At 29.2% G+C, this 22,480-nt stretch carries 17 protein-coding genes; 4 read left to right on the forward strand and 13 right to left on the reverse strand.

The window, feature by feature from the left end:
- Window positions 1-91: 91 nt before the first annotated feature.
- Both G324_RS0102780 and G324_RS0102785 read right to left on the reverse strand, forming a co-directional pair.
- Complete coding sequence (locus G324_RS0102780) at window positions 92-373, reverse strand: DUF1294 domain-containing protein (protein WP_025724880.1); 282 nt, start codon at window positions 371-373, stop codon at window positions 92-94.
- The gene (locus G324_RS0102785) at window positions 370-4,092 is read right to left on the reverse strand and encodes an AAA domain-containing protein (RefSeq protein WP_162146837.1); all 3,723 of its coding nucleotides are present in this window, start codon (window positions 4,090-4,092) and stop codon (window positions 370-372) included. The genes G324_RS0102780 and G324_RS0102785 overlap by 4 nt, the downstream gene beginning before the upstream one ends.
- Before the next feature lie 112 nt (window positions 4,093-4,204).
- Here G324_RS0102785 and G324_RS0102790 point away from each other — a divergent pair, with 112 nt between their 5' ends.
- Window positions 4,205-4,708, forward strand: a complete 504-nt coding sequence (locus tag G324_RS0102790; protein ID WP_025724882.1) for a hypothetical protein — start codon at window positions 4,205-4,207, stop codon at window positions 4,706-4,708.
- 60 nt (window positions 4,709-4,768) lie between these two features.
- On the opposite strand, the gene G324_RS0102795 is transcribed toward G324_RS0102790, so the two are convergent.
- Entirely contained in the window at window positions 4,769-5,995 is a 1,227-nt protein-coding gene (locus G324_RS0102795; RefSeq protein ID WP_025724883.1) for a glucose-1-phosphate adenylyltransferase, read from the reverse strand.
- A gap of 2 nt (window positions 5,996-5,997) precedes the next feature.
- Window positions 5,998-7,428 (reverse strand): glycogen synthase, encoded by a 1,431-nt coding sequence (locus G324_RS0102800; RefSeq protein WP_025724884.1) that lies wholly within the window; start codon window positions 7,426-7,428, stop codon window positions 5,998-6,000.
- A 212-nt stretch (window positions 7,429-7,640) separates the two neighbouring features.
- Between G324_RS0102800 and G324_RS0102805 the strand changes: the two genes are divergently transcribed.
- Window positions 7,641-8,810 (forward strand): MFS transporter, encoded by a 1,170-nt coding sequence (locus G324_RS0102805; protein WP_162146838.1) that lies wholly within the window; start codon window positions 7,641-7,643, stop codon window positions 8,808-8,810.
- A 46-nt stretch (window positions 8,811-8,856) separates the two neighbouring features.
- Here G324_RS0102805 and G324_RS0102810 read toward each other — a convergent pair whose 3' ends face one another.
- Window positions 8,857-10,221, reverse strand: coding sequence for a DEAD/DEAH box helicase (locus G324_RS0102810; protein WP_025724886.1), 1,365 nt, complete (start codon window positions 10,219-10,221; stop codon window positions 8,857-8,859).
- 267 nt (window positions 10,222-10,488) lie between these two features.
- Between G324_RS0102810 and G324_RS0102815 the strand changes: the two genes are divergently transcribed.
- Window positions 10,489-11,898 carry an MFS transporter gene (locus G324_RS0102815; RefSeq protein ID WP_025724887.1) on the forward strand — a complete coding sequence of 470 codons (1,410 nt, stop codon included), beginning with the start codon at window positions 10,489-10,491 and terminating at the stop codon, window positions 11,896-11,898.
- Window position 11,899: 1 nt separating this feature from the next.
- A complete protein-coding gene (locus G324_RS0102820) occupies window positions 11,900-13,069 on the forward strand; it encodes a lysophospholipid acyltransferase family protein (RefSeq protein ID WP_025724888.1) in 1,170 nt (389 codons plus the stop codon).
- 366 nt (window positions 13,070-13,435) lie between these two features.
- Here the strand turns inward: G324_RS0102820 and rlmD are convergent, their stop codons facing one another.
- The 8 genes from rlmD to G324_RS0102860 all read right to left on the reverse strand — a co-directional run bounded on the left by rlmD (window position 13,436) and on the right by G324_RS0102860 (window position 22,469).
- Complete coding sequence (gene rlmD / locus G324_RS0102825; RefSeq protein WP_025724889.1) at window positions 13,436-14,791, reverse strand: 23S rRNA (uracil(1939)-C(5))-methyltransferase RlmD; 1,356 nt, start codon at window positions 14,789-14,791, stop codon at window positions 13,436-13,438.
- Window positions 14,792-14,862: 71 nt separating this feature from the next.
- Window positions 14,863-15,741: an intracellular short-chain-length polyhydroxyalkanoate depolymerase gene (gene phaZ, locus G324_RS0102830; protein ID WP_025724890.1), complete on the reverse strand. Its 879-nt coding sequence runs from the start codon at window positions 15,739-15,741 to the stop codon at window positions 14,863-14,865.
- A 13-nt stretch (window positions 15,742-15,754) separates the two neighbouring features.
- The gene (locus tag G324_RS0102835; protein ID WP_025724891.1) at window positions 15,755-16,573 is read right to left on the reverse strand and encodes an alpha/beta fold hydrolase; all 819 of its coding nucleotides are present in this window, start codon (window positions 16,571-16,573) and stop codon (window positions 15,755-15,757) included.
- The gene (locus G324_RS0102840; RefSeq protein WP_162146839.1) at window positions 16,570-17,886 is read right to left on the reverse strand and encodes an acetyl-CoA hydrolase/transferase family protein; all 1,317 of its coding nucleotides are present in this window, start codon (window positions 17,884-17,886) and stop codon (window positions 16,570-16,572) included. The genes G324_RS0102835 and G324_RS0102840 overlap by 4 nt, the downstream gene beginning before the upstream one ends.
- A 20-nt stretch (window positions 17,887-17,906) precedes the next feature.
- On the reverse strand, window positions 17,907-18,941 hold the full coding sequence (locus G324_RS0102845) for a 3-oxoacyl-ACP synthase (protein ID WP_025724893.1): 1,035 nt from the start codon (window positions 18,939-18,941) through the stop codon (window positions 17,907-17,909).
- Window positions 18,942-18,968: 27 nt separating this feature from the next.
- Window positions 18,969-19,691 (reverse strand): 3-oxoacyl-ACP reductase FabG, encoded by a 723-nt coding sequence (gene fabG, locus G324_RS0102850; RefSeq protein WP_025724894.1) that lies wholly within the window; start codon window positions 19,689-19,691, stop codon window positions 18,969-18,971.
- A 12-nt stretch (window positions 19,692-19,703) separates the two neighbouring features.
- Window positions 19,704-20,912 (reverse strand): acetyl-CoA C-acetyltransferase, encoded by a 1,209-nt coding sequence (locus G324_RS0102855; protein WP_025724895.1) that lies wholly within the window; start codon window positions 20,910-20,912, stop codon window positions 19,704-19,706.
- A gap of 189 nt (window positions 20,913-21,101) precedes the next feature.
- On the reverse strand, window positions 21,102-22,469 hold the full coding sequence (locus G324_RS0102860) for an ABC transporter substrate-binding protein (RefSeq protein WP_025724896.1): 1,368 nt from the start codon (window positions 22,467-22,469) through the stop codon (window positions 21,102-21,104).
- Window positions 22,470-22,480 lie beyond the last annotated feature (11 nt).

Here is a 22,480-nt window from a genome sequence, read left to right on the forward strand (position 1 = left end):
AACTATATTGTACTACTTATTACATTTTTTATCAATAATATGTATAAATTGATAGTTTTTATCCATATTATTGATTATTTTTTTATATAATCTATATTTGAGTATAGAAAAAATATAATAATAAAAGATGTCCAATAAAGGTAATCCAATTTACCAAGACAAAATACCAATGTTTTGTTTTATGTCTAGCTATATAAAGTCCCATTAATCCACCTATTGAACCTAAAAAAACAGACAATAAAAGTAAATCTTTTTCTTTAATACGCCATTTATTCTTTTTTGCAGCATCCTTATCATATAAATATATTACATATGTAATTAAGGAAATAAAAATCCAAACAATTACATAGATATATAGGTATAACGGGTTCATAATATACTCTTTTCTAATTTATTTTTTAATAATTCTTTTATATTTTTCAGCTCTTTATTTGGATCAGTATACCAATTAGATTCTAAAAGTCTATAGGTATTCCAATTTCTTGATTGAAGATATTTTTCATAATGAAGTAAATCTCTTCTAGCATATAAATGTTCTTTACTAAACTCACATAGTATTCCAAGAAGATAATCATCAGTATTTTTATTCTTGATAGCAAGATTAATTTTATCATTACCAATACCTATATTTAAGTCTACAAGATAACCTAATTTTTCAATTCTTTTTTGCAAATCTAAAATCATTTCGTTATTTGACTTGACTTGTAGATTATCGTCATTTTGATGAAGGTTAGATAATACTGCTTTAGTTAGTACATCATTATTTGTAGAAACATAGTAACAATATCTCATAAAATCTTTTAATAGTTTAGGCCCTTTTGACTGTAAGTCCTCTACCTTAAATTCCTCTGGGTATAAACTTGATACGAAGTAAATCTTCTTTTTTGCACGTGTAATCGCAACATTTAAGCGGTTTTGTCCACCTTCTTGGTTTAGCCATCCAAATCGGCGCATGACCTGTCCTTGTTCGTTTTTAGCATATCCCATAGAAAATATTATAATATCTCTTTCATCACCTTGTACGTTTTCAATATTTTTTATAAATAATGATTTATCTTCACCATCATCTTTTCTAAACATTTCTTTTTCAAAATGCTTTTGATAAATACCTTTTTTAAATAATACCTGATCGACTTGATTTTCAATCATATCTCGATGTGCACTATTAAATGTAATTACACCTATTGATTCATTATTTTCTCTAGTTTTAAATATTTTCTTTAGTAATTCAACAACTGCTTTAGCTTCTTCTTTATTTGATCTATTTTCAAAGGATGCATTTTTTACATATACATATTCAATTGGTGGCGTAACCGACTTTTCTTGGTTTGGAGATATAATTAGTTTTCCATCATAAAATGCATGATTTGAAAAAGCAATCAACTCTTCATATTTTGATCTATAGTGATAGTTTAATAGTGTCTCTTTATATCGATATCTAGCTAAATCAAGTAAACTCTTAGCATCCAAAGATACATCCTTTAATATTTCATCTTCATAAAACTCATTTGAATCATCAAGTCTACCACTACCTAAGCTAGAAGGTCTTAATTGTTTAGGATCTCCTGCAATAACTACCTTTTTAGCTCTATAAATAGAAGGAATTCCTTTTTCAACATACATTTGACTTGCCTCATCAAATATAACCAAGTCAAACATGCCTGATTCTAAAGGTAATATGGTTGATACTACCTCAGGTGTCATCATCCATAACCTAATATGTTTACTCATTTCAACATTAAATGTTTCAATAAATGACTTAATACTTGGCTTACTATCTTGTTCAAATATACGTTTAATATCCATAATACGTTTTGTATTATTCAAATTTAGTGCATGTTTATATAATGCCATTTCAAAAGATTCAATTGTAATGTTCATTTTAATATTCATTAAATCTTTAATAGATTCTAATTTAGTTTGATAATTATCAAATATATACAAATATTTTTGATGACTTGCTTTAAATTCTTCTAAGTATCCTGAATAGAAACCATCAAATATGTATTTTCTGTATTTATATATATCAGTAATATCTTTTAGTTGATTATTAGTATTTAACATTTTCAAAAATGTTTTATGAGCTGGTCTTAAATTTTGATATATTGTTTTATATTTATTTAATGAAGTGATGTTGTCATAAATATAATGATGTAAATCTTTATTTTTAAACATTAGGTTTAAATAATTTTTACGTATTTTTTTCTTTTGACTTAAGAAACTCATACTATCTATATATTCATTAACAAATTTATTTCTTATTTTTCTTTGTTTGAAATATGTTTTCTTTTCATAGATGTCTATTATATTTAAATAGTCATTATGTAATTGTTCAAATATTATTTTTTGACTTCTTGTGATTTTAGTTTCTAGCATATGCATTATTTTATAATTTCTAAAGTAGTAATCAAAATCTAACATACGCTTTAAGTGTAAATCAGTATCAAATGTCTTTTCTAGTGCATCTACAATTTGAAAATTAATTTTTTTATAATTTTCATTAAATATTTTATGTATATCAGATGGTGTAAGATGATTTAATATGTCTTTATCTTTTATATATCTTTTATATAACTGAAAAACCGGAATACCTTCAATAGTTTCATCATATAGCAATTTTAATGATTGATCCATGTCATTTAATAATCGCTTAATTTCTAGTTCATTAGAATAAATGTCATTATTCATTGTTCTAACTGGAGCAACAGGATCTAAAAATTTATTTAATTTATCATAAAAATCTTGTTTATTTTCAGCATCATCAATAAACATAGCATATCTATTTGCGGTTTTAAGTCTAGAATATATGACATCAAGTGCAACCTTTTTTTCCGAAACAACTAATACATTTTCGCCTTTTAAAATTGAGGTTGATATAAGTGATGTAATAGTTTGACTTTTTCCTGTTCCAGGAGGTCCCCAAATAACTATTTTCTTTTCCGTATTGAGTAGATCTATAACTTTTTCTTGGGAATAGTTTAGATCGTTAATATATGAGATATTTTCTTCATCAATCGGTGATTTTGTAACTTCTATTAATTCAGTTTTAGCAGATTTAAAAAGGTTTGTTTCATCAATGAGTCCTTCTAAAAGTTCATTATATGTTTTTGATTGTAGGATTTTTTCCATATCCTTTTGAATACTTGAAGAAAATACTTGAAATCTAGATAATGTAATATAAGGCTTTATAATAAATCCTAAGTGTTTACGTTTAAGAAAATCATCTTTTAATTCGTTTAAAAATGGAATAAATTTATTTTCAAATTGCTTATTTATGTTTAGTCCATGTTTTTCATAAAAAGGAATAATTACTTCTGTTAAAACATTCAAACTAAATTCAGTAATTTGAGGCATAGTTGCATCAATTGATGATTTTTCCATTTTTGATGTAAGCAATAATAGATCACGGTTGAGTATGATATCTTTATCTTGATCTTTTTTTATTGTAAATGTTCTAAGTGTTCTTTCTAATTTTACTGGAAAATATAAAAGTGGTGCTTTGATTGGAAATTTGTCTTTGGAAAACACACCTTCAATAAATGGATAGGCAATATATAAGTTATATGATCCAGTGTCTTTGAAGGTTTTATTTACCTCTCTGTAGAGTTTAGTTATATGACTTTCAAAACTTTGTTCATTATATACTAATCTAAGGTTTTTAACTCGGTTATTTGTTAAATAATCTACAAGTTCATTTTGATTCGTTAAATGGGTTAAATCAAAACTGTGATTTTGATTAATCTTACCTAAATATAAATTAACATTTGATTTTGACATATCAGTTAATCTATCTTTATAATGATGTAAGACTTTTGTAGCAGATTTTGATACTTTTACTTGTTTAGAATTTAAATTTGTGTAATTCACAATAACATTTAAAAAACGCTGTGCATGCATCCTTAAAAACTCAGGTCCTAAACCTGAATATGCATTAAAATCTTCTACTTTGTTTGGTTTAGAATTCGACATTTCAACAAGTGCTTTATCAGTACATACATCTATTTTTTCACCTGTTTGAAAAAAATGATCTTCCCGAATAATATTTCTTAAATTGTAAAGTAACTCTAATAGTTCATTTTTAGCAGACATCATATATACCCTTCCTATACTTATTGTAACATATATAATTGTGTATATAATGAGATAGTCTTTTACTTTAATCAAATTTTATTTTATTGTATAATAACTTTAGGAGGAAGTAATAATGACGAAAAAATTAGAAAATCTTTTACCTTTAGTTATTTTATTGTTTGGACTTTTAATTTCAGTTACAATGTTTTTGGATGTCTTAAAAACAAATGATGATCAGGCTATTATGAATGGATTAACTGCTATTTTTGGTGGTAATACTTATAGATTTGGCACATTTATTGATCATAATGTTAATTTTAGTATTTTAAATTTACTAGCATTTATCTTGCCTGGTTTTATGAGTATACTTTTAGTTATTGGTGTCATCAACCATAAAAAAACATCATATATTAAGTTAATTATGGGACTTATAACTACTACAGTATTTGTAATATCAATTATATTGTTGTTCCAACTACCAAGTAACACTACTTTTACAAGAACTATTATTAATGTCGAATATAATGGAACTTATAAAGCATATAATTTGGCAATTGGAGCTGTATTCGGTTATGTATCTGCTATATTAGGAGCTGTATCATCTGTTATTTATAGTGTTTTACAATTTGAAAAATAGATAATTGTTTATGCAAAAATAAAAATAGAGCTACTTTTAATTAAAAGTAGCTCTATTTTTTTATCGAATCGTTGATCCTGATGGTACATCTTTTTCGTTAATTGTTCCTGATCTATATATTCTACAATTTTTACCAATTCTTATATGACCTGGAATAACACTTTGTTTTTCAACTAAAGTAATACCACTATAAAGATTTTTGGGTTTTTCTTTATTTGGTGTTAAGTCATTACCATAACCAATTTGTGTATAACTTCCAATTGTTACTTCTTTATCAATGATTGACTTTGTAATTTCAGTGTAATTACCTATTATTGTATCATTTAGTATAACACTATCTTTAACAACAGTTCCTTTACCAACTCTAACTCCTGGACTTAGGACTGAATTAATTACAGTACCTTCAATAATACACCCATTAGAAACTAAACTATCTACAATTTTAGCATCGTTTCCTACTTTAACAGGAGGTAGGTCTTCACTTTTTGTAAATACTTTCCAGGTTGGATCATATAAATCTAATTTTGTATAGTTTTTAGTCATTGCTAAGTTAGTTTCTAAATAAGAATCTAATGTACCAACATCCATCCAGTAATCATTAAATTCATAAGAAAATACAGCTTTTGAAGTTGTATTGATTAGATGTGGGATGATGTGTTTACCAAAATCTAAATTTTCTTGTTCAAGTTCCGTTAGGACTTTCTTTAAAAGTTTAAAATCAAATAAGTAAATTCCCATACTTGCTAAGTTGGAATCTGAATGTTCTGGTTTTTCTTGGAATTCTATGATCTCATTATTTGAATTAACTGACATAATACCAAATCTAGAAATATCCTCAGGTCTAACTCTTTGAGTTGCTATTGTTAATAATGCATTATTTTCTTTGTGGAATGAAATCATTTTGCGATAATCCATTTTATAAATATGATCACCTGACAAAATTAAAACATATTTTGGATTTTTGCGGTTTAAGTATTCAAGATTTTTATAGACAGCATCTGCAGTACCTAAATACCAATTTGTATGTGGTTGTAGTAAAGTTACTGATGAATCCCTTCTATCTAAATCCCAGGGTTTGCCACTACCAATATGTTTATTCAATGAAAGCGGCAGGTATTGAGTAAGTATGCCAATATCATATATTCCAGACTGTGCACAATTTGATAAAGTAAAGTCTATAATTCTAAATTTACCAGCAAAAGGCATGGCTGGTTTACTACGCTTTTCAGATAATAAATCTAGTCTTGTACCTTTACCACCTGCTAAAATTATTGCTAATGTCTCCATAACTATTTTTCCCCTAACATTTCTTTGTATATTTTTTCATATGATATCGCCATTTTATTAAGTCCATAATCAGTTTTCATCGCTTGATTAACCAATTTTTTCCAAACACTTGCTTGATTGTTATATACATGAATGCTTTCAAATAATTTTTCTTTTAAATCATATGAATCATAATTTGCAAAAGTAAATCCTGTACCTTCATTTGTATATTTATTGTATGGAATAACTGTATCTTTTAGACCGCCTGTTTCTCTTACAATGGGTAAAGATCCATAACGCATTGCAATCATTTGACCAAGGCCACATGGTTCAAATCTACTTGGCATCATAAACATATCACTTCCAGCATAAATTAAATGTGCAATTTTTTCGTTAAAACCTATATAATTGGCTACTCTATTCGGATATTTTCCAGTTAAGTATCTAAAAAAGTTTTCATAATTTTGATCACCTGAGCCCATTAGTATAAATTTGGCATTAGAATATTCTAGTACCTCTTCTATACAAAACTCCATTAATGAAATACCTTTTTGATCAGCAAGTCTTCCAACGTAGGCAATAAGTGGTTCTTTAGTTGATAAATCAAGACCAAAATGTTCAAGTATAAATGCTTTATTTTCTGCTTTACCAAATAATGCATCTTTTAATCCATAATTTTTTTCAATCATTTTATCAGTTTTAGGATTAAATACTACATCGTCAATACCATTTAAAATACCACTAAAATCATTTTGTCTATTCTTTAAGGCACCATCTAGAGAAAATCCAAATTCATTAGTCATTACCTCTTTACTGTAGGTTGGTGAAACTGTATTAATTTTGGTTGCTCTTTCTATGCCTGCCTTTAAAAAGTTTACACGATCAAAATGTATGTAAGAATAATCAAAATCTGTATTAAATAGTTGAGCTACAGACTTATCAAAATTACCTTGATATTGTAAATTATGTATGGTTAATAAAATATGAATTTTAAAATAATTATAACTTTGATGTCTATAATGTTTATCCAGTAAATATGGTAAGATTGCAGTTTGCCAGTCATTAAGGTGTATGATATCCGGGTAAAAATTAATTAGTTCTAACCCTTCTAAAATTGCATAATTAAAACAGGTAAATCTTTCAGCATCATCATGATATCCATATAATGAATCTCTTTCAAAATAATGCATATTTTGAACAAATATATATGTGGTGTTTTCATAAATCATCTCATAGTAATTTACAATCGTCTCAAAATGGGACATATATATTGTTTTACTACCTAAAAATCTCATTTTATCGTGGTATCTTTTTATTTGCTCATAATACGGTGTAATAATTTTAATTTCATGTCCGAGTTTATTAATTGATTTTGGCAAAAAATATGCCATATCTGCTAAACCACCCGTTTTACTAAAAGGAAAACACTCTGAACTACAAAATAAAATTTTCATACTTAGACCCCTCTTATATGCAATTTATTATAGTTAAATTATACAATATGGTAACGTTTTTTACAACTAATCTCAAATACATAACAATTATAAAGACTATCTAGGTATTTATTTAATAAGTCTTATTAGTTGATTTTATTATTGTATTTTTGTTATTCTAACAATATCGTTTTTTTATATGGATCAATATAACTAAGATGTAGGTGAAATAAATGCAAGAAATGACAAAAAAACATCAAATAATCACACTAATTAGTGGTATCCTTATTGAATTAATATTAGGCACAGTATATGCATACAGTATTGTAAGATTATATTTAGAAAATGAATTTAATCTAAACCACACCCAAAGTTCGTTTCCATATCTAACATCTTTAGCATTTTTTTCATTGTTTGTTATGATTAGTGGTAGATATATAAACAAAGATAATTTTATAAAATGGCTCATTTATGGTGTGCTACTTGTTGGTTTTGGTTATATAATTTCTGGATTAGCATCTAATTATCTTATTTTCACTGTGGGTTATGGGGTTTTAGTTGGTATAGGTGTTGGTATACTATACGGTATTCCTATAACAATCATTCAAAAAGTTTTTCAGAAAAGGCAAGGAATTGCGGTTGGATTTACAATTGCAGGATTTGGTTTATCGACAGTAATTACAGCTCCAATATTACAAATATTATTTGATTTTTTAGGATTTAAATCTACATTCTTGCTATTTGGTTTAGTCTCAGTTTTACTTCTTTCTTTATTTAGTCATTTACTAATTAAAAGAGTAGACATAAGTTTACTATATTCCATTAAATCTGAAGAAACACCTTATGCAACAAAATCAGTTTTTGTATATTTTTTTATTATATTTATGTTCGGAATTATGTTTGGTTTAGCGATGATCGGTTTAACTGTGTTTATAGGCATGGAGTATTATGGGCTAAATACAAATACTATTAGTCTTTTAATGATTGTATTTGCCCTATCAAATGGTCTTGCAAGACCAATATTTGGATATATTTATGATAAATATAGATTAAAATTTTCAGTAATACTTTTATCATTATTAACCATTATTGTGTCAACCATATATATTTTCTTTGATAGTAAACACAGCTTTTTATTCATAACCACATTTATTCTTAGCTGGGCAACTGTCGGTGGATGGTTAGCTTTAATGCCTTTGATTACCAAAGAAATCTTTGGATTAAATAGTTTTAGCAAAACATATGGAAAAATGTATCTAAGTTATGGTCTAGCAGCAATTATAGGTAATTTGTATACAGGTGTCATGATTGATAAAATGCTTGACTTAAGTATTATTTTGATACCAATATTAATAATATCTGTTTTAACAATTTTTTCAATCTTATTTATAAAATTCAAGTGACTCATATGACTAAACCCAGAAATTAATTTAATTTCTGGGTTTATTTTTATTTATTGGATTTACTTTTTTTAACTTGATAGTGTGGATTCGTCTTTTTTTGATACTCTACAAAAGACTTACTTTTTTTCTTTATAGAGGTTTTAGAATTTTTATTTTCTTTAGATTTTGGTTTGTGACCTTTAAATTTTAAGTAATCCGGTAATTTATTTTGATCTTGTCTTCTATTTATTTCATGTTTTGGACTTTTAGTTATTGGTTTTATAGATTCTTTGATAGGTTTTAACACCTGAAATTGATGTTCAATAACATTGATTGATTTACCGATATGTTTTTCAATTTGATTAAGTAATTTAGGTTCAGCTGGGTCAGAAAAAGATATAGCAATACCACTTAATCCTGCTCTACCCGTTCTACCGATACGGTGTATATATGTTTCTGGTACTTCTGGTAAATCATAGTTAACTACAAAATCTAGAGCCTCAATATCAATGCCTCTTGCTGCTATATCTGTTGCTACTAGTATTTTTGTTTTTCCCGACTTAAAGTTATTTAGTGATCGCTCACGCGATGCTTGAGATTTGTTACCATGAATGGGTTCTGATTCAATATTTACCATCATTAGATTTTTAACTAATCTATTTGCACCATTTTTTGTTCGCGTAAATACTAATACAGATTTCATATTCATTTTTTTAATTAAATCAACAAGTAAAGCTGTTTTATATGATTTTGAGACTAAATAAACAGATTGATTGATTAAGTCAAGGGTTTGTGTGACTGGAGCAACAGCAATTCTTACTGGATTTATGAGTATTTGTTTTGATAATTGCTCAATTTGTTTTGGCATGGTTGCAGAAAATAGCATTGTTTGTCTATCTTTTGGTATTTGATTAACTATTTTTAGTACATCTTTAATAAATCCCATATCTAACATCTGATCAGCTTCATCTAACACCAAGTATTTTATATCATTTAAGTGTAATATTTTTTGATTTAGTAGATCGAGTAATCTTCCTGGTGTTGCAATAACTACATCTACACCACGTTTAATAGATTCTTCTTGGCGTTTTTGAGAGACCCCACCATATATTGTAGTATTTTTTATGTTCAAGTATTTTGAGTAATTTGTAAAATTTTCAGCTACTTGTAGTGCAAGTTCTCGCGTTGGGGTTAATACTAATGCTTCAATTTTTCTATCTGCCTTATGATTTTTACTTTCATATATTTTTTGTAAAATTGGTATAGCAAATGCTGCTGTTTTACCGGTACCTGTTTGTGCACTTGCTAGTAAATCTTTACCATCAAGTAGTGCAGGTATTGCATTTACTTGTATAGGTGTAGGCTCACTATATCCTGATAAAGATAAAGATTTTGTAATACGTTCAATTATATTTAAATCATTAAATGTCATATTTTTTTCCTTTATATATTGTGATTTTAAAAAGGTGTTTGATTGTAACCAAACACCTTCTTTATATATAAAATGTTTATAAATCAATAACCTATAAAAGTATACCATAATTAAAACTATTATTTCTATTATATGTTTTATTATGTAGAGAAAATAACTGATGATATATATCAAATACTTTAATAATTTCATGGAATCGTTTAACTTAATTTTTATGCATGATATAATAAACATAATATACAATATAGATAAAAGGATATCATAATTATGAAAGAAAAAACATTTGGAAAGAAAATAGCATTTGCTGCTGCCGATATTTTAGGTGGTGGCTCTTTTAATATTATTAATTTTTTATATACTGGATTTCTAGTATTAGCAGTTGGTTTAAGCCCATATTATGCAGGTTTGATTATTTTATTAGCAAGAATTTGGGATGCAGTAATTGATCCAATAATGGGCTATATCAGTGATAAAACAAAATCAAGATGGGGAAAACGACGAGTTTATCTAATATTCGTATCTCCTCTTTTAGTTATTTCACTTTATTTACTTTTTTATCCTTATAATTTTGAACAAGAAATACTTAAGGTTATAGCATGCTTAGCAAGTTATTTACTCTTTACAACCGTACAATCAGCAATCATGGTGCCCTACTATTCACTTGGTTCTGAAATAAGCAGTGATTATCACGAACGTGCCTCATATAATAGTGTTCGTTTAGGTTTTTCAATCTTTGCATCTATTATTTGTGTTGCTGTTCCCGGTTTGATAATTTCAAGTTTTGAAGACCAGTCAATAGGTTACCAAGTTATGAGTTTAACTTTCGGTGTTATATTTGCTGTATCTACGATGATTACTGGTATTTTTGCAAAAGAAGAAATTATAACTGAACCAACTAAAGCTAAATTCAACTTTAAAGACTTATTAAAACCATTAAAACTAAAAAGTTATCGACAATACTTATATTTATTTTTAGTTGTTCAAATGTGTATGGCAATTATGAGTGGTTTATTTTTCTTTTATATTGATTTTTATATTACTAAAACAGCAACATTTAATGGTTCTACCACATCAGTTGGTTTAATCTCAGCTGCACTGATGTTTGGTATGCAAATTGTTGCATTACCTTTCTACTTAAAGACAATAGAAAAATTTGGAAAAACGTTTACCTACCGCTTAGGGGCATTTATTTGGATAATTGTTGCACTAATATTACTCTTAGTTCCTCAAGATTTGAATCAAGTATGGATTATCTACTTACTTGCTGCACTTATGGGTTTTGGTATTTCAGGACCCGGACTCATTCCACATACTATGTTTGGTGATGTTGTTGATGCAGGTCAATTAGTATTTGAAGAGAGATTAGATGGTCAGATGGGTGGTTTTACAAACTTTGTTAATCAAATATCTCAAGCTATCGGACTAGCCTTATCGATGTTTATCTTAGGTCTTGCTGGTTTTGTTGAAAGCGATCTAACAAATCCACCACTTAATCCTTCACAACCAGAAAATGCATTATTAGCGATTAAACTAATTATGTCACTGGCACCACTTCTACTAATGACAATTGGCATAATTGTTTCTCATCGCTATAAAATAGATGCTCAAATGCAAAAAGAAATTAGACTTGCAATTAAGGATAGCACAAATATCGATGAATTAGTTAAGGCTCTTTAATATGTTAATGAAAAAAACTAATAAATTTGTTTACTTAATGGTTGGTTTTTTACTTAAACTTGTGGCAATTTTTAAGGGACAAAAAATCTTAAAGAAAGTTAAGATTACTGGGCCAGCAATCACTTTAAGCAATCACACATCATGGTATGATTTTGCATATACATTTGCAGCAATTTATCCAAAAGGGACTACATTTTTAGCAGCAGAAAAAATGTTTTATGATCGACGAATGGGGTTTTGGTTAAAGTTAGCAAAGGCTATACCAAAAAAACTATTTAGAGCAGATCCAAAAGCCGTCCATTCTACATTTAAACTATTAAAACAAAATGAAATTGTATCAATATTTCCTGAAGGTCAAATATCTACGACTGGTCGCCCTATACCAATTAGTTTTGCTATTGCAAAACTAGTTAAAAGAGCAAGAGTTGATGTCTACGCAATTACTCACGAAAATGCATCCTTGGTCAATCCAGCATGGTCTAAAAAAAGCTTTAAAGGCAAAATATATACTTCTATATTGCCAATATTATCTAAAAACGAAATTGAATTCCTGTCTGAAAATGAAATCTACAATCGTATTGTAGATAAGTTAGCTGTTGATTCATCAGTTATTAACTTATCTAAAAAACTTAAGTTTAAAGGTAAAAATATTAAAGGTTTAGAAAACGTTATTTATCAATGTGATAAATGCAAACATGTTGGTTTAAATACACATAAAAATGAAATAATTTGTCCAAGTTGTAATTCTAGAAGAATTTATGATTTATTTGGTCTACTTGATAATAAAACAATTTATGAAGTGTATGAAAAACAAAAATTATATTTTATCGATTCACTTAAAGAAAACTCTAACTTTAAAATTGAAAGTTCAACAATACTTGAAAGTTATGATAACGATTTAATTAAACCTTTAGGTAAAGGAATCATCACACTTTCAAAACATGGTTATAATTATCAAGGTAGTTTTAGAAATCAGGATGTAAACATTCAAATACCTATTGAAGATGTAGCTGCTCTACCTGGTGATTTAGGTAGAAACATTCAAATATATTATAACGATGAATTTTATCAATTTAAATTACCGGTTCATTACCTTCCTTCTTTGTTTATATTATTTAGCGAAGTATTATATGAAAAGGTAACTGGCAATAAATCAAGTGGTATCTTCTAACCAAAAGGTGCGTTTACTTTTGTAAACACACCTTTTTATTTATAATTATTAATTATTATTCAATTACTTTACTCCAAATAAAATCAAATAATTCTTCAAAATCATCTGTTGGATACTTTTGTCAAGTACCAGGTAACCATTCCTGTAAATTATTTTCAACTGTTAGTTTAATGCCTGTAATACATGAAATAATAACTCCTGTTTGAAGCACTATATGGTGGAAATAATGATATCAGCACCATTCAAAATAGGATTTTAAGTTTTATTGTTACTTGAACTTCACCATATAAAGTAAGTCTTCATCATACCTGATTTTAGCATGTCTAGTTAATATTAACTTGGCTATAAGATATCCTAATTTTTTCATTATTTTAGTATAAGTAAAGAAACACTTTCAACTAATGATGTATAAGGAAACATATCAATTGGGATAATTTCTTTTACAATATAAGATTTACTTAATTGACTTAAATCTTTAGCTAAAGTTGATGGGTTACAAGATCCATAAACTAAACGTTTAGGTTTAAACTTAAGTATTGTATCTATAGTTGATTCACCTAAACCTGATCTTGGTGGATCAAATAACATGATATCGATTGTTTGGTTTTTTAGTTTATTTAAGGCTTCTTCAAAATCTGATTGTATGACCTCAACATTTCTAATATTATTATTATTTAAAGAAATTTTTGCAGAGGTTGCTGCATCTTTATTAATTTCTATAGCATATACTTTTTTGGCTTTATCAGCAATATAGTGAGATATTGGTGCACTACCAGCATAAGCATCAATCACAATATCATTTTCAGAAACTTCAGATAATTCAACCATTTTTTTGTAAAACTTATCTGCTTGAGTTGTATTAAGTTGGAAAAAAGCATCAGGTTTTAAACTAAACTTAAATCCAGATAGTGATTCATCTACTGTCTCTTTACCATATATTAGTTTAGTTTTATTGGTAAAAAAACTTTGTTTAACTTCTGAATTAATCACATCATAAACTGAAAGTATTTCAGGATGATGTACAACCAGTTCATTGACAAATTCAATCATTTTATTAACTTTTTTAGGTATGATAAATGAAACTTGAACTTCCTCTAAGTTTTCTGTAATTCGTACAACTGCGTGTGATATATCACCTTTTTTTGTTTTAGGATCGTAAGCATCAATTCCTAGTTTATCCATTAGTAATGTAATTGTTGTAAAAATTTCATTAATCTTTTTATGTTGAATACCACAGTCTTCAATTGGAATAAACTGATTAGAATTTCTAGCGTACATACCAAAACGATTCTTACCATTAATTTTTCTTAAAGGCAAAGAAGCTTTATTACGATAATGCATCGGGTTATCCATACCTATTGTTTCTTTAATTAAAGACTTATCGTATTTTTTCATGTACCTGTCAAGTGCTTTACTTAAAATATCCTTTTTTTGTCCCAGCATTGCCACATAATTAAAATGCTGAACTTGACAGCCACCGCATAAATCATAAACAGGACAAAAAGGTATAATTCTTTGTTTTGATTTTTTTAATGTCTCAACAACTTTTGCTGTTGCTCTATTTGGAAATACTTCTTTAATTTGTACCTTTACAGTTTCACCTGGTAATGCTTGATCAATAAAAATAGCTAGTCTTTCATGATAGCCAATGCCTTCACCATTGATACCCATTCTTTTGATATCTACTTCGATAATATCATCTAATTTTACATTTTGCTGCATAATTTCACCTTCTAAAATAATTATAACATAATACTTATAAAGCCATTAAAAAACCAGTTTAATAACTGGTTTTAAATGAAGTGGAGTATATCAATAGCAAGACGTTCTGGATCATCTACAACGATTGAATGACCACAGTTTTCATATATAATTACCTCAGCCTCGGGGAATAATGAAACTGTTTCATCAAACATAATTTTTGGTACAGTTAAATCTTTATTGCCCCAGATAATTAGTGTTTTAGCTTTTAATTTGCTTATTTTATTATTACCCATACTATATAAACTGTTTTGGTTAGTAATATTAAAGTTAGCTAAAGCCCAATCCACATCAACTAAGTTTCTTTGTTTGATTGCCTCTTGCATCCATAATAAGTTTTTATCCTTATTAGGTTTCTTACCCGTATAAATAGTTACATCATAAATGTATGCAAGCATTTGAGCATTTTTTTCTTTGTATATATTTAGTAATGGTAGTACCTGAACAGGATCTAATGCCATTTCACTTTTTGATTTGTATATATTTGGAAAGTCAGGTTGTCCTTTTTCATTTTTTACAAATACAGGATAACCTTTGGGTGAACCTGATGAAAGTAACACTAAGCTGTTGACCATATTTGGATAATTGCTTGAAAATTCCATCGCAATATTTCCACCTAAAGACCAACCAACTATATGTACATGATTTATTCCTAGTACATCCAAAAACATTTTTAAGTCATCAGAAAAATCTGTTAATGTTTCAATGTTATTATTGTATGTTGAATTGCCAAATCCTCTTAAGTCTGGTGCAATAACACGAAGGCCATTTGGTAATTTTTCAAATAGTGGTTCGAAAAATATTGCCGACGAGGTATTACCATGAATTAGTAATAATGTGTCTTTTGAATCGCCTTGCTCAAAGTAATGAATTGTTTCATTATTTGGAAGTAACACTTCTTTATTCTTCATATAAACATCCCCTTTAAATTTTAAATTCTAATTCTGTCTTTAAAAATCCTATAAGTATTGTTGTAAAAATTTCTGGTACTTCATACATGGATGCATGTCCAACATTTGGCAATATAACAAGTCTAGAATTTGGTAGATTATTATTTAAGATGCGTTGATGAACAAGTGGTGTTAAATAATCATCTTCTGCACCGACTATCATTACAGGTGTTGTGATATCTTTAATATTGTTTCTTATATCATAGTTTTCTGCAGAATTAGTTAGTCTGATCATACGATCTAAAAAGTTCGTATCTTTGAAGGCACCATTTGTTAATATTTGTTTTCTATTAGCCATCCATTCAGCTTTTTTATTATTAAACTCTTTAGAATAAATAACTGGAATTGTAGCCTCATAGTAGTTAAGAGTATCTCTTGATTCTGCGTACTCATTCCATTTGTGTCCAGTAAGAGCTAGTGTTTTAGTAGTATATGCAACAGAGTTATAAATAATTAGACGATCAAGTTTATTAGGATATTTTAAAGCAAATTGCAGTGCAACTTCACCACCATAACTAATGCCGACTAAATGCACTTTATCAATATTAAGGTGATCTAGTAATGCTTTGACTAAGTCAACTTGAACAGTTTGAGTATAATCTGTTTCATAAGAGTCACTTTGCCCTTGGTCTAAAAAATCTAAGCGAATAAGCATGAAGTTATTACTAATGGTATGCACAAATGGTTCCCAACTTTTTGTAGACATCATTATGCCATTTAAAATTAGTACTGGATTACCTTCACCTTTGATATCATAGTACACATTTTTATCTAAATATTTAAAGTAACTCATGAATCTTGCCCTATATACATTAATTCTTTTGCTTCTTTTGTTAATTGGTCTCTAAATTTAGGATGTGCAATAGAAATAAGTAGTTTGGCTCTTTCAGCAATTGTTGTACCTCTTAAAGAAACAATACCATATTCAGTAACAACATAATCGACATCATTTCTAGATAATGATATACCTGCACCAGGTTTTAAAGTTGATACAATTTTTGATACTTCTTCACGTTCTCCAGTTTCTGGATTTTTTACCATTGCAGTTGAATATAGTGTTATAAATGATTTACCACCTTTTGAATTCTGAGCTCCAATTGCAGTATCTGCTTGTCCACCAGTTCCTGAAAATTGAACATGTCCAATTGATTCTGATGCACATTGACCTGTTAAATCTACTTCTATTGTCGTATTAATACTTATTTGATTATCGTTTTTACCGATAATTGCAGGATCATTACCTTCAACGCCACGCATAAAATAAATACTTGGATTATTATCTAAAAAATCATATAATTCCTTTGAACCATAGGCAAAGGCTGTAACATGACGACCTTTAAAAAAGTTTTTCTTATTGCCAGTAACGTTGCCTGATTTAATTAAATCCATCATTCCGTTTGTGAACATTTCAGTATGGATTCCTAAATCTTTTTTATCTTTTAACGATGCAGCTACAGCATTAGGAATACCACCTATACCAAGTTGAAGTGTTGCACCATCAGGAATTTGTTCTGCAACCAGTCTACCAATAATTAGGTCCTTTTCATTTGGTTCAGCATTTTGAATCGATGGTACAGGATAATTTGATTCAATAATATAATTTGCTCTTGAAATATGAACTTGATTATCTCCAAATGTTCTTGGAAAATTTGGATTAACTTCAAAAATTACAATATCAGCAATCTCAATAGCATCCATTTCATAAACATTTTGCACAGATAAAGATACAAATCCATGTTTATCTGGCATAGATGTAGACATTGCAAATACGTTTGGTTTTTTATGTTGAAATCTTTTTTTACCAGCTAAATGTAAATGATTTGGAATATATGAAATATTACCGTTTTTATGAATTTTTCTTAGCGTATTCGTATAAAACCATCCACCAACGTTGAAAGATTCTTTGTATTTGGGATTCATGAAAAATTCTGCTTCTAATATTGGTAAACATGAAGAAACAGTGACGTTTTTAACATCATTAGCAACTTCATGTAAAGCATTCATAAAAGCTTGTGGTTCTGCTGCTGTCATACCAACAACAACATGATCATTTGATTTTACTAATTTAACAGCTTCATGTGCTGTAATTAATTTATCTTTATACATTCTTTTTAACACTCCTTAATTTAGGATTTCATTGGTCCCCATTTTATAATGTTTGCTGCCCATACATAACCGATACCTGCAGCTAACATAGCCATTACTGTACCATCTTTAACTTTACCTTGTTCTAAAGCTAAATGAAGTGACAAGATTTGGTCAATTTGACCAATATGACCATAGTCTTCTAAATAAATTGTTTGGTCTTCCTTTAATCCTAAATCACTTAACATTGACATATGTCCACTGCGTTTAATATGTAAAATATTTAAAAAGTCTATGTCTTTTCTCTCTAAATTAGATTTTCTTAGAGATTCATCTATACATTTGTACCAATTAGGCATAGATACCTCATTGAGACGATTTTTCATTTTAACCGGATCCATTAATCTAAGTGAATGTTTAGCCTCGCTTAGATTTTCTTTTGTTATTGGATTTATTATACCACCTATTTCGACTCCAGCAGTACGTGATAATGAACCATCAGCAATCATATGGCTACCTAAAAGTAGGTTTTTACCATAATTTTTCTTTAAAATAATTGCGCCACCACCAGCACCTAAGTTATACATCATTGACATATTCTTGTCTGTATAGTCTACAAAATCACCATTTCTATAACCTCCAACAACCATTACAACATTAACCTCTGGGTCAGCGATTAACATATCCTTAGCCATTTTTAGAGCCGATACGGTTGTACAACATCTATTTTGCACGTCAATACCCCATGCATTTGTAGCACCAATTCTATCTTGTACATAAAGTGCAGATGTTGTTAGTGGATATTCTTTCCATTCTTCAGATACACTTAAAATAATATCTATATCTAATGGATTCATACCTGTATTTTTTAATGCATCAAGTGCAGCTAAGGCACCCATTTCCTGAGTGCCATCACTTTCACTTGATGAAGGAATAACTTTTGATTTAATACCTAATTTATCTATGACAGCCTCTTCTGACCAAATACCTTTAGTAGCTTCAGCAATTTCTTTAGCAGTCATACGGCCTTTTGGTAAATAAATACCTGTGCCGACAATACCTACATGTTCTTTCATGTCATTCTCCTCATCTTAAATTTTTAATTATAATCTCATGCCGCCATTAACATTAATTGTTTGGCCAGTAATATATGAAGAGTCATCACTTGCTAAGAATAGTGCAACTTTTGCGATTTCTTCTGGTTGACCTAAACGATTTAACATTGTAAGTGCTGCAAATTTATCGAGTAAATCTTGTGGAACTGTTTTTAAAATATCAGTCATAATATATCCTGGAGCAATTGCATTCACACGTACATTTGCACCTTTAAGAGCAAATTCTTTTGCCCAAGTCATAGTTAACCCAATTACACCAGCTTTAGTTGCTGCATAGTTTGCTTGTCCAATATTACCAAAAACACCAACTACTGATGAAATATTAATAATTGATCCTGAACCTTTAGTTTGCATTTGAGGTCCAACTAGACGTGTTAAGTTCCATACACCTTTTAAGTTGACATCAATAACAGCATCCCATTGTTGCTCAGTCATTTTTCTTGTCATAGCATCTTTAGTAATACCAGCGTTATTTACTAAAATATCAATTTGACCATATTTGTCAATTACAGCTTGGTAAAATTTTTCAACACCTGTTACATCTGTAACGTTTAAGTACATACCTTCAACATTTGGATGTGAATATGAAAGTTCACCTAAATCTCCAGCAATAACTTTTGCACCCGCTTCAGCATATGCTAAAGCAATTGCTTGTCCTAAACCTTTTGCACCACCTGTAATAACCGCTACTTTACCTTCTAATTTTTTCATTTTAGACTCCTCTTAGATTTTTTTTAAGATGACAGATGTACCCATACCGCCACCAATACATAGACTAGCTAGACCAACTTTATGATCTTTATTTCTTAATAAGTTATGAATTAATGTAACCATAATTCTATTTCCTGATGCTCCAACTGGATGACCCAATGCAATTGCACCACCATTTGGATTAGTCTTGTCTAATATCATGCTTTCTTTAATGTTTAATTCTTGTGACAATTCACGAACAACACCTAAAGCCTGTGCTGCGAACGCTTCATTTAATTCAAAAGTATCAATATCTGTTATTTTTAAATTAGCAATTTTAAGTGAATTAATAATAGCTTGGACAGGTCCTAAGCCCATTACACTTGGTTCTACACCAGCTTGTCCAACTCCAATAATCTCAACTAGTGGTTTAAGATTGTGTTTTTTTACCATTTCTTCGCTTGCTAATACCATAAAACTTGCACCATCATTAATTCCTGATGAACTTGCTGCTGTAACAGTACCATCTTTTTTAAATGCTGGACGTAATGCAGCAATCTTTTCTCTTGTAGTTGTATAGTTAATGTATTCATCTTTATCAAATACAATATCAGCTTTTCTAGTTTTAATTGTAACTGGAATAATTTCTTCAACAAAAAGACCTGCTTCTTGAGCTGCTTTTGCTTTAACTTGTGAGTGATATGCAAAATCATCTTGCATTTCTCTAGTAAACCCATGTTTATCAACAATGTTTTCAGCAGTAATACCCATATGATAACCTTCAAAAGCATCTGTTAGACCTTCAGTTACCATGTAGTCAATTAGTGATAGGTCCCCCATTTTAACACCATTACGTACCGTACCAGGTACCAAATAAGGAGCCTGAGACATTGATTCAACACCACCAGCTACAACCATATTTGCTAATCCTGCTTTAATCGAAGCAAAACCTGTAATTACAGATTTCATTCCAGATCCACAAATCATGTTTACACCATAAGCTGGTACGTCTGGTGCAATTCCTGCTTTAATAGAAATTTGTCTAGGTAACCCTTGTTTTTGTCCTGCAGGAAGAACATTACCGATAATAACTTCATCAATCCATTCTGATTTGATGTTATTTACTTCTAGAGTTTGTTTTAAAACTTGTGAACCAAAATCAGCTGGAGAAATTTGAGCCAGAGTTCCTAAGTAAGAACCAATCGCACTTCTTTTCGCTGCAACTACATATACTTTACTCATAGTTTTACCTCTTTTTCTTTTAATGAATTATATAATATGAATATTTGTTCATATTTATTTTATCATCATTTCAGATCATTGTCAATATAAAATGAAAACGCTTTACAAGTTTTATTATACTTTTATATTTTTTGATTAAAAAAGCGTTGATTTTTAACTCTAATCAACGCTTTTTATCACCGTGTTATATTATTTTTTTAATACGTCGCTGATTGATTCAACTTCACGTACTTTTGCAAAAGTTACTTGTGGTGAATAAACAAATTTAGTAAATGCTAATGAGTCTAATCCAAAGCGGTTTCCATCAGCCCAGTTAACTGTACCAGCTAAAGGTAATTTGATTGGAGCAGATTCTGCAAGTTCAATGAATGATTCCCATGTTAATGTATCAAAATCTTCTACTCTTTCAAGTAATGCAACAAAAGTTTTAGCTGCAACATAACCAGCCATTGCATATGGGTTAGCCCATAATGATTTAGCTTTTGTAGTACCACTTTCACGTGTAGAATCGTTTAATAATTTAACAAATTCCCAATATTCAGCTGTAAATCCTGGTAGATATGATAATGGTAATGCAAATCCATCAAGAGTACCGTCTCCACCAACTTGTGCTTCTGTTGGAGCTGGAGCTGTTACATCAACGATGTCAACCCAAGCATTAGCATATACATTATATGGAAGTGGTTGAGCAACATCATCTACTTTAGCTTGTGCTGGAGTAAATACTGTAGCAGCATTTACATAAGAAGTAATAACTGGTACTGTAGAGTTTTGTTCTCTTAAAGCTGTTGCAGCTGCAGTTGCAGGCGCTTGGTTAGATGATAAGATGATTACATCTGGATTTTGTGCTAAACCAGTAGTAACTGTTGCAGCAGCATTTAAAGCAGCAAAAGGTAATTTAACTACTCTATTTGCAGCAACACCTTGTGCAGCAAGTTCTTCATCGATACCTACTTTAATAGACTGTCCTGCATCATCATCAGAATATAAAACTAAAATTTTACTATCTGCACCAAGTTTTTGATCTCCATTTGGTCCAAATAAACTTTCATGTAATGCACGAGCAACTAACATTCTACCTTCAGTTCTATAAATAGGTTGAACTGATAAGATGTTTGATCCAACACCACTTGAACCGTTATAATAAAGTGAGTTAACACCTGTAACACCATAAACCATTGGAATTCCAGATTCTAATAAATAGTCCATAGTTGCATTAACTGTATTTGTACCAAAGTGTCCCACTAATGCAAATACTTTATCTTCTTCAACAAGTGTTTTAGTATGAGCAAGTCCTTGTTCACCATCAAAATTGTCATTATAGTGAATAAATTCAATATCTCTACCATCGTTTGATGCATTATATTCATCAAACACAACTTGCATAGCTAAGTTAAATGGTACACCTACCCCTGCGAATGCACCTTCTGTAGCCGCAGTATTACCGATTATAATTTTATCAGCTGTAATACCTTGAGCTGTATTTTTGGTTGTATCACAACCAAGTAATACGACTGCACTTAGTGCAACCATCATTACTAATAATAGTTTTTTCATTTTTTCTCCTT

It is taken from the genome of Acholeplasma granularum ATCC 19168, assembly GCF_000526235.1.
In the GTDB taxonomy this organism is placed as follows: Bacteria; Bacillota_I; Bacilli_A; order Acholeplasmatales; family Acholeplasmataceae; genus Acholeplasma; species Acholeplasma granularum.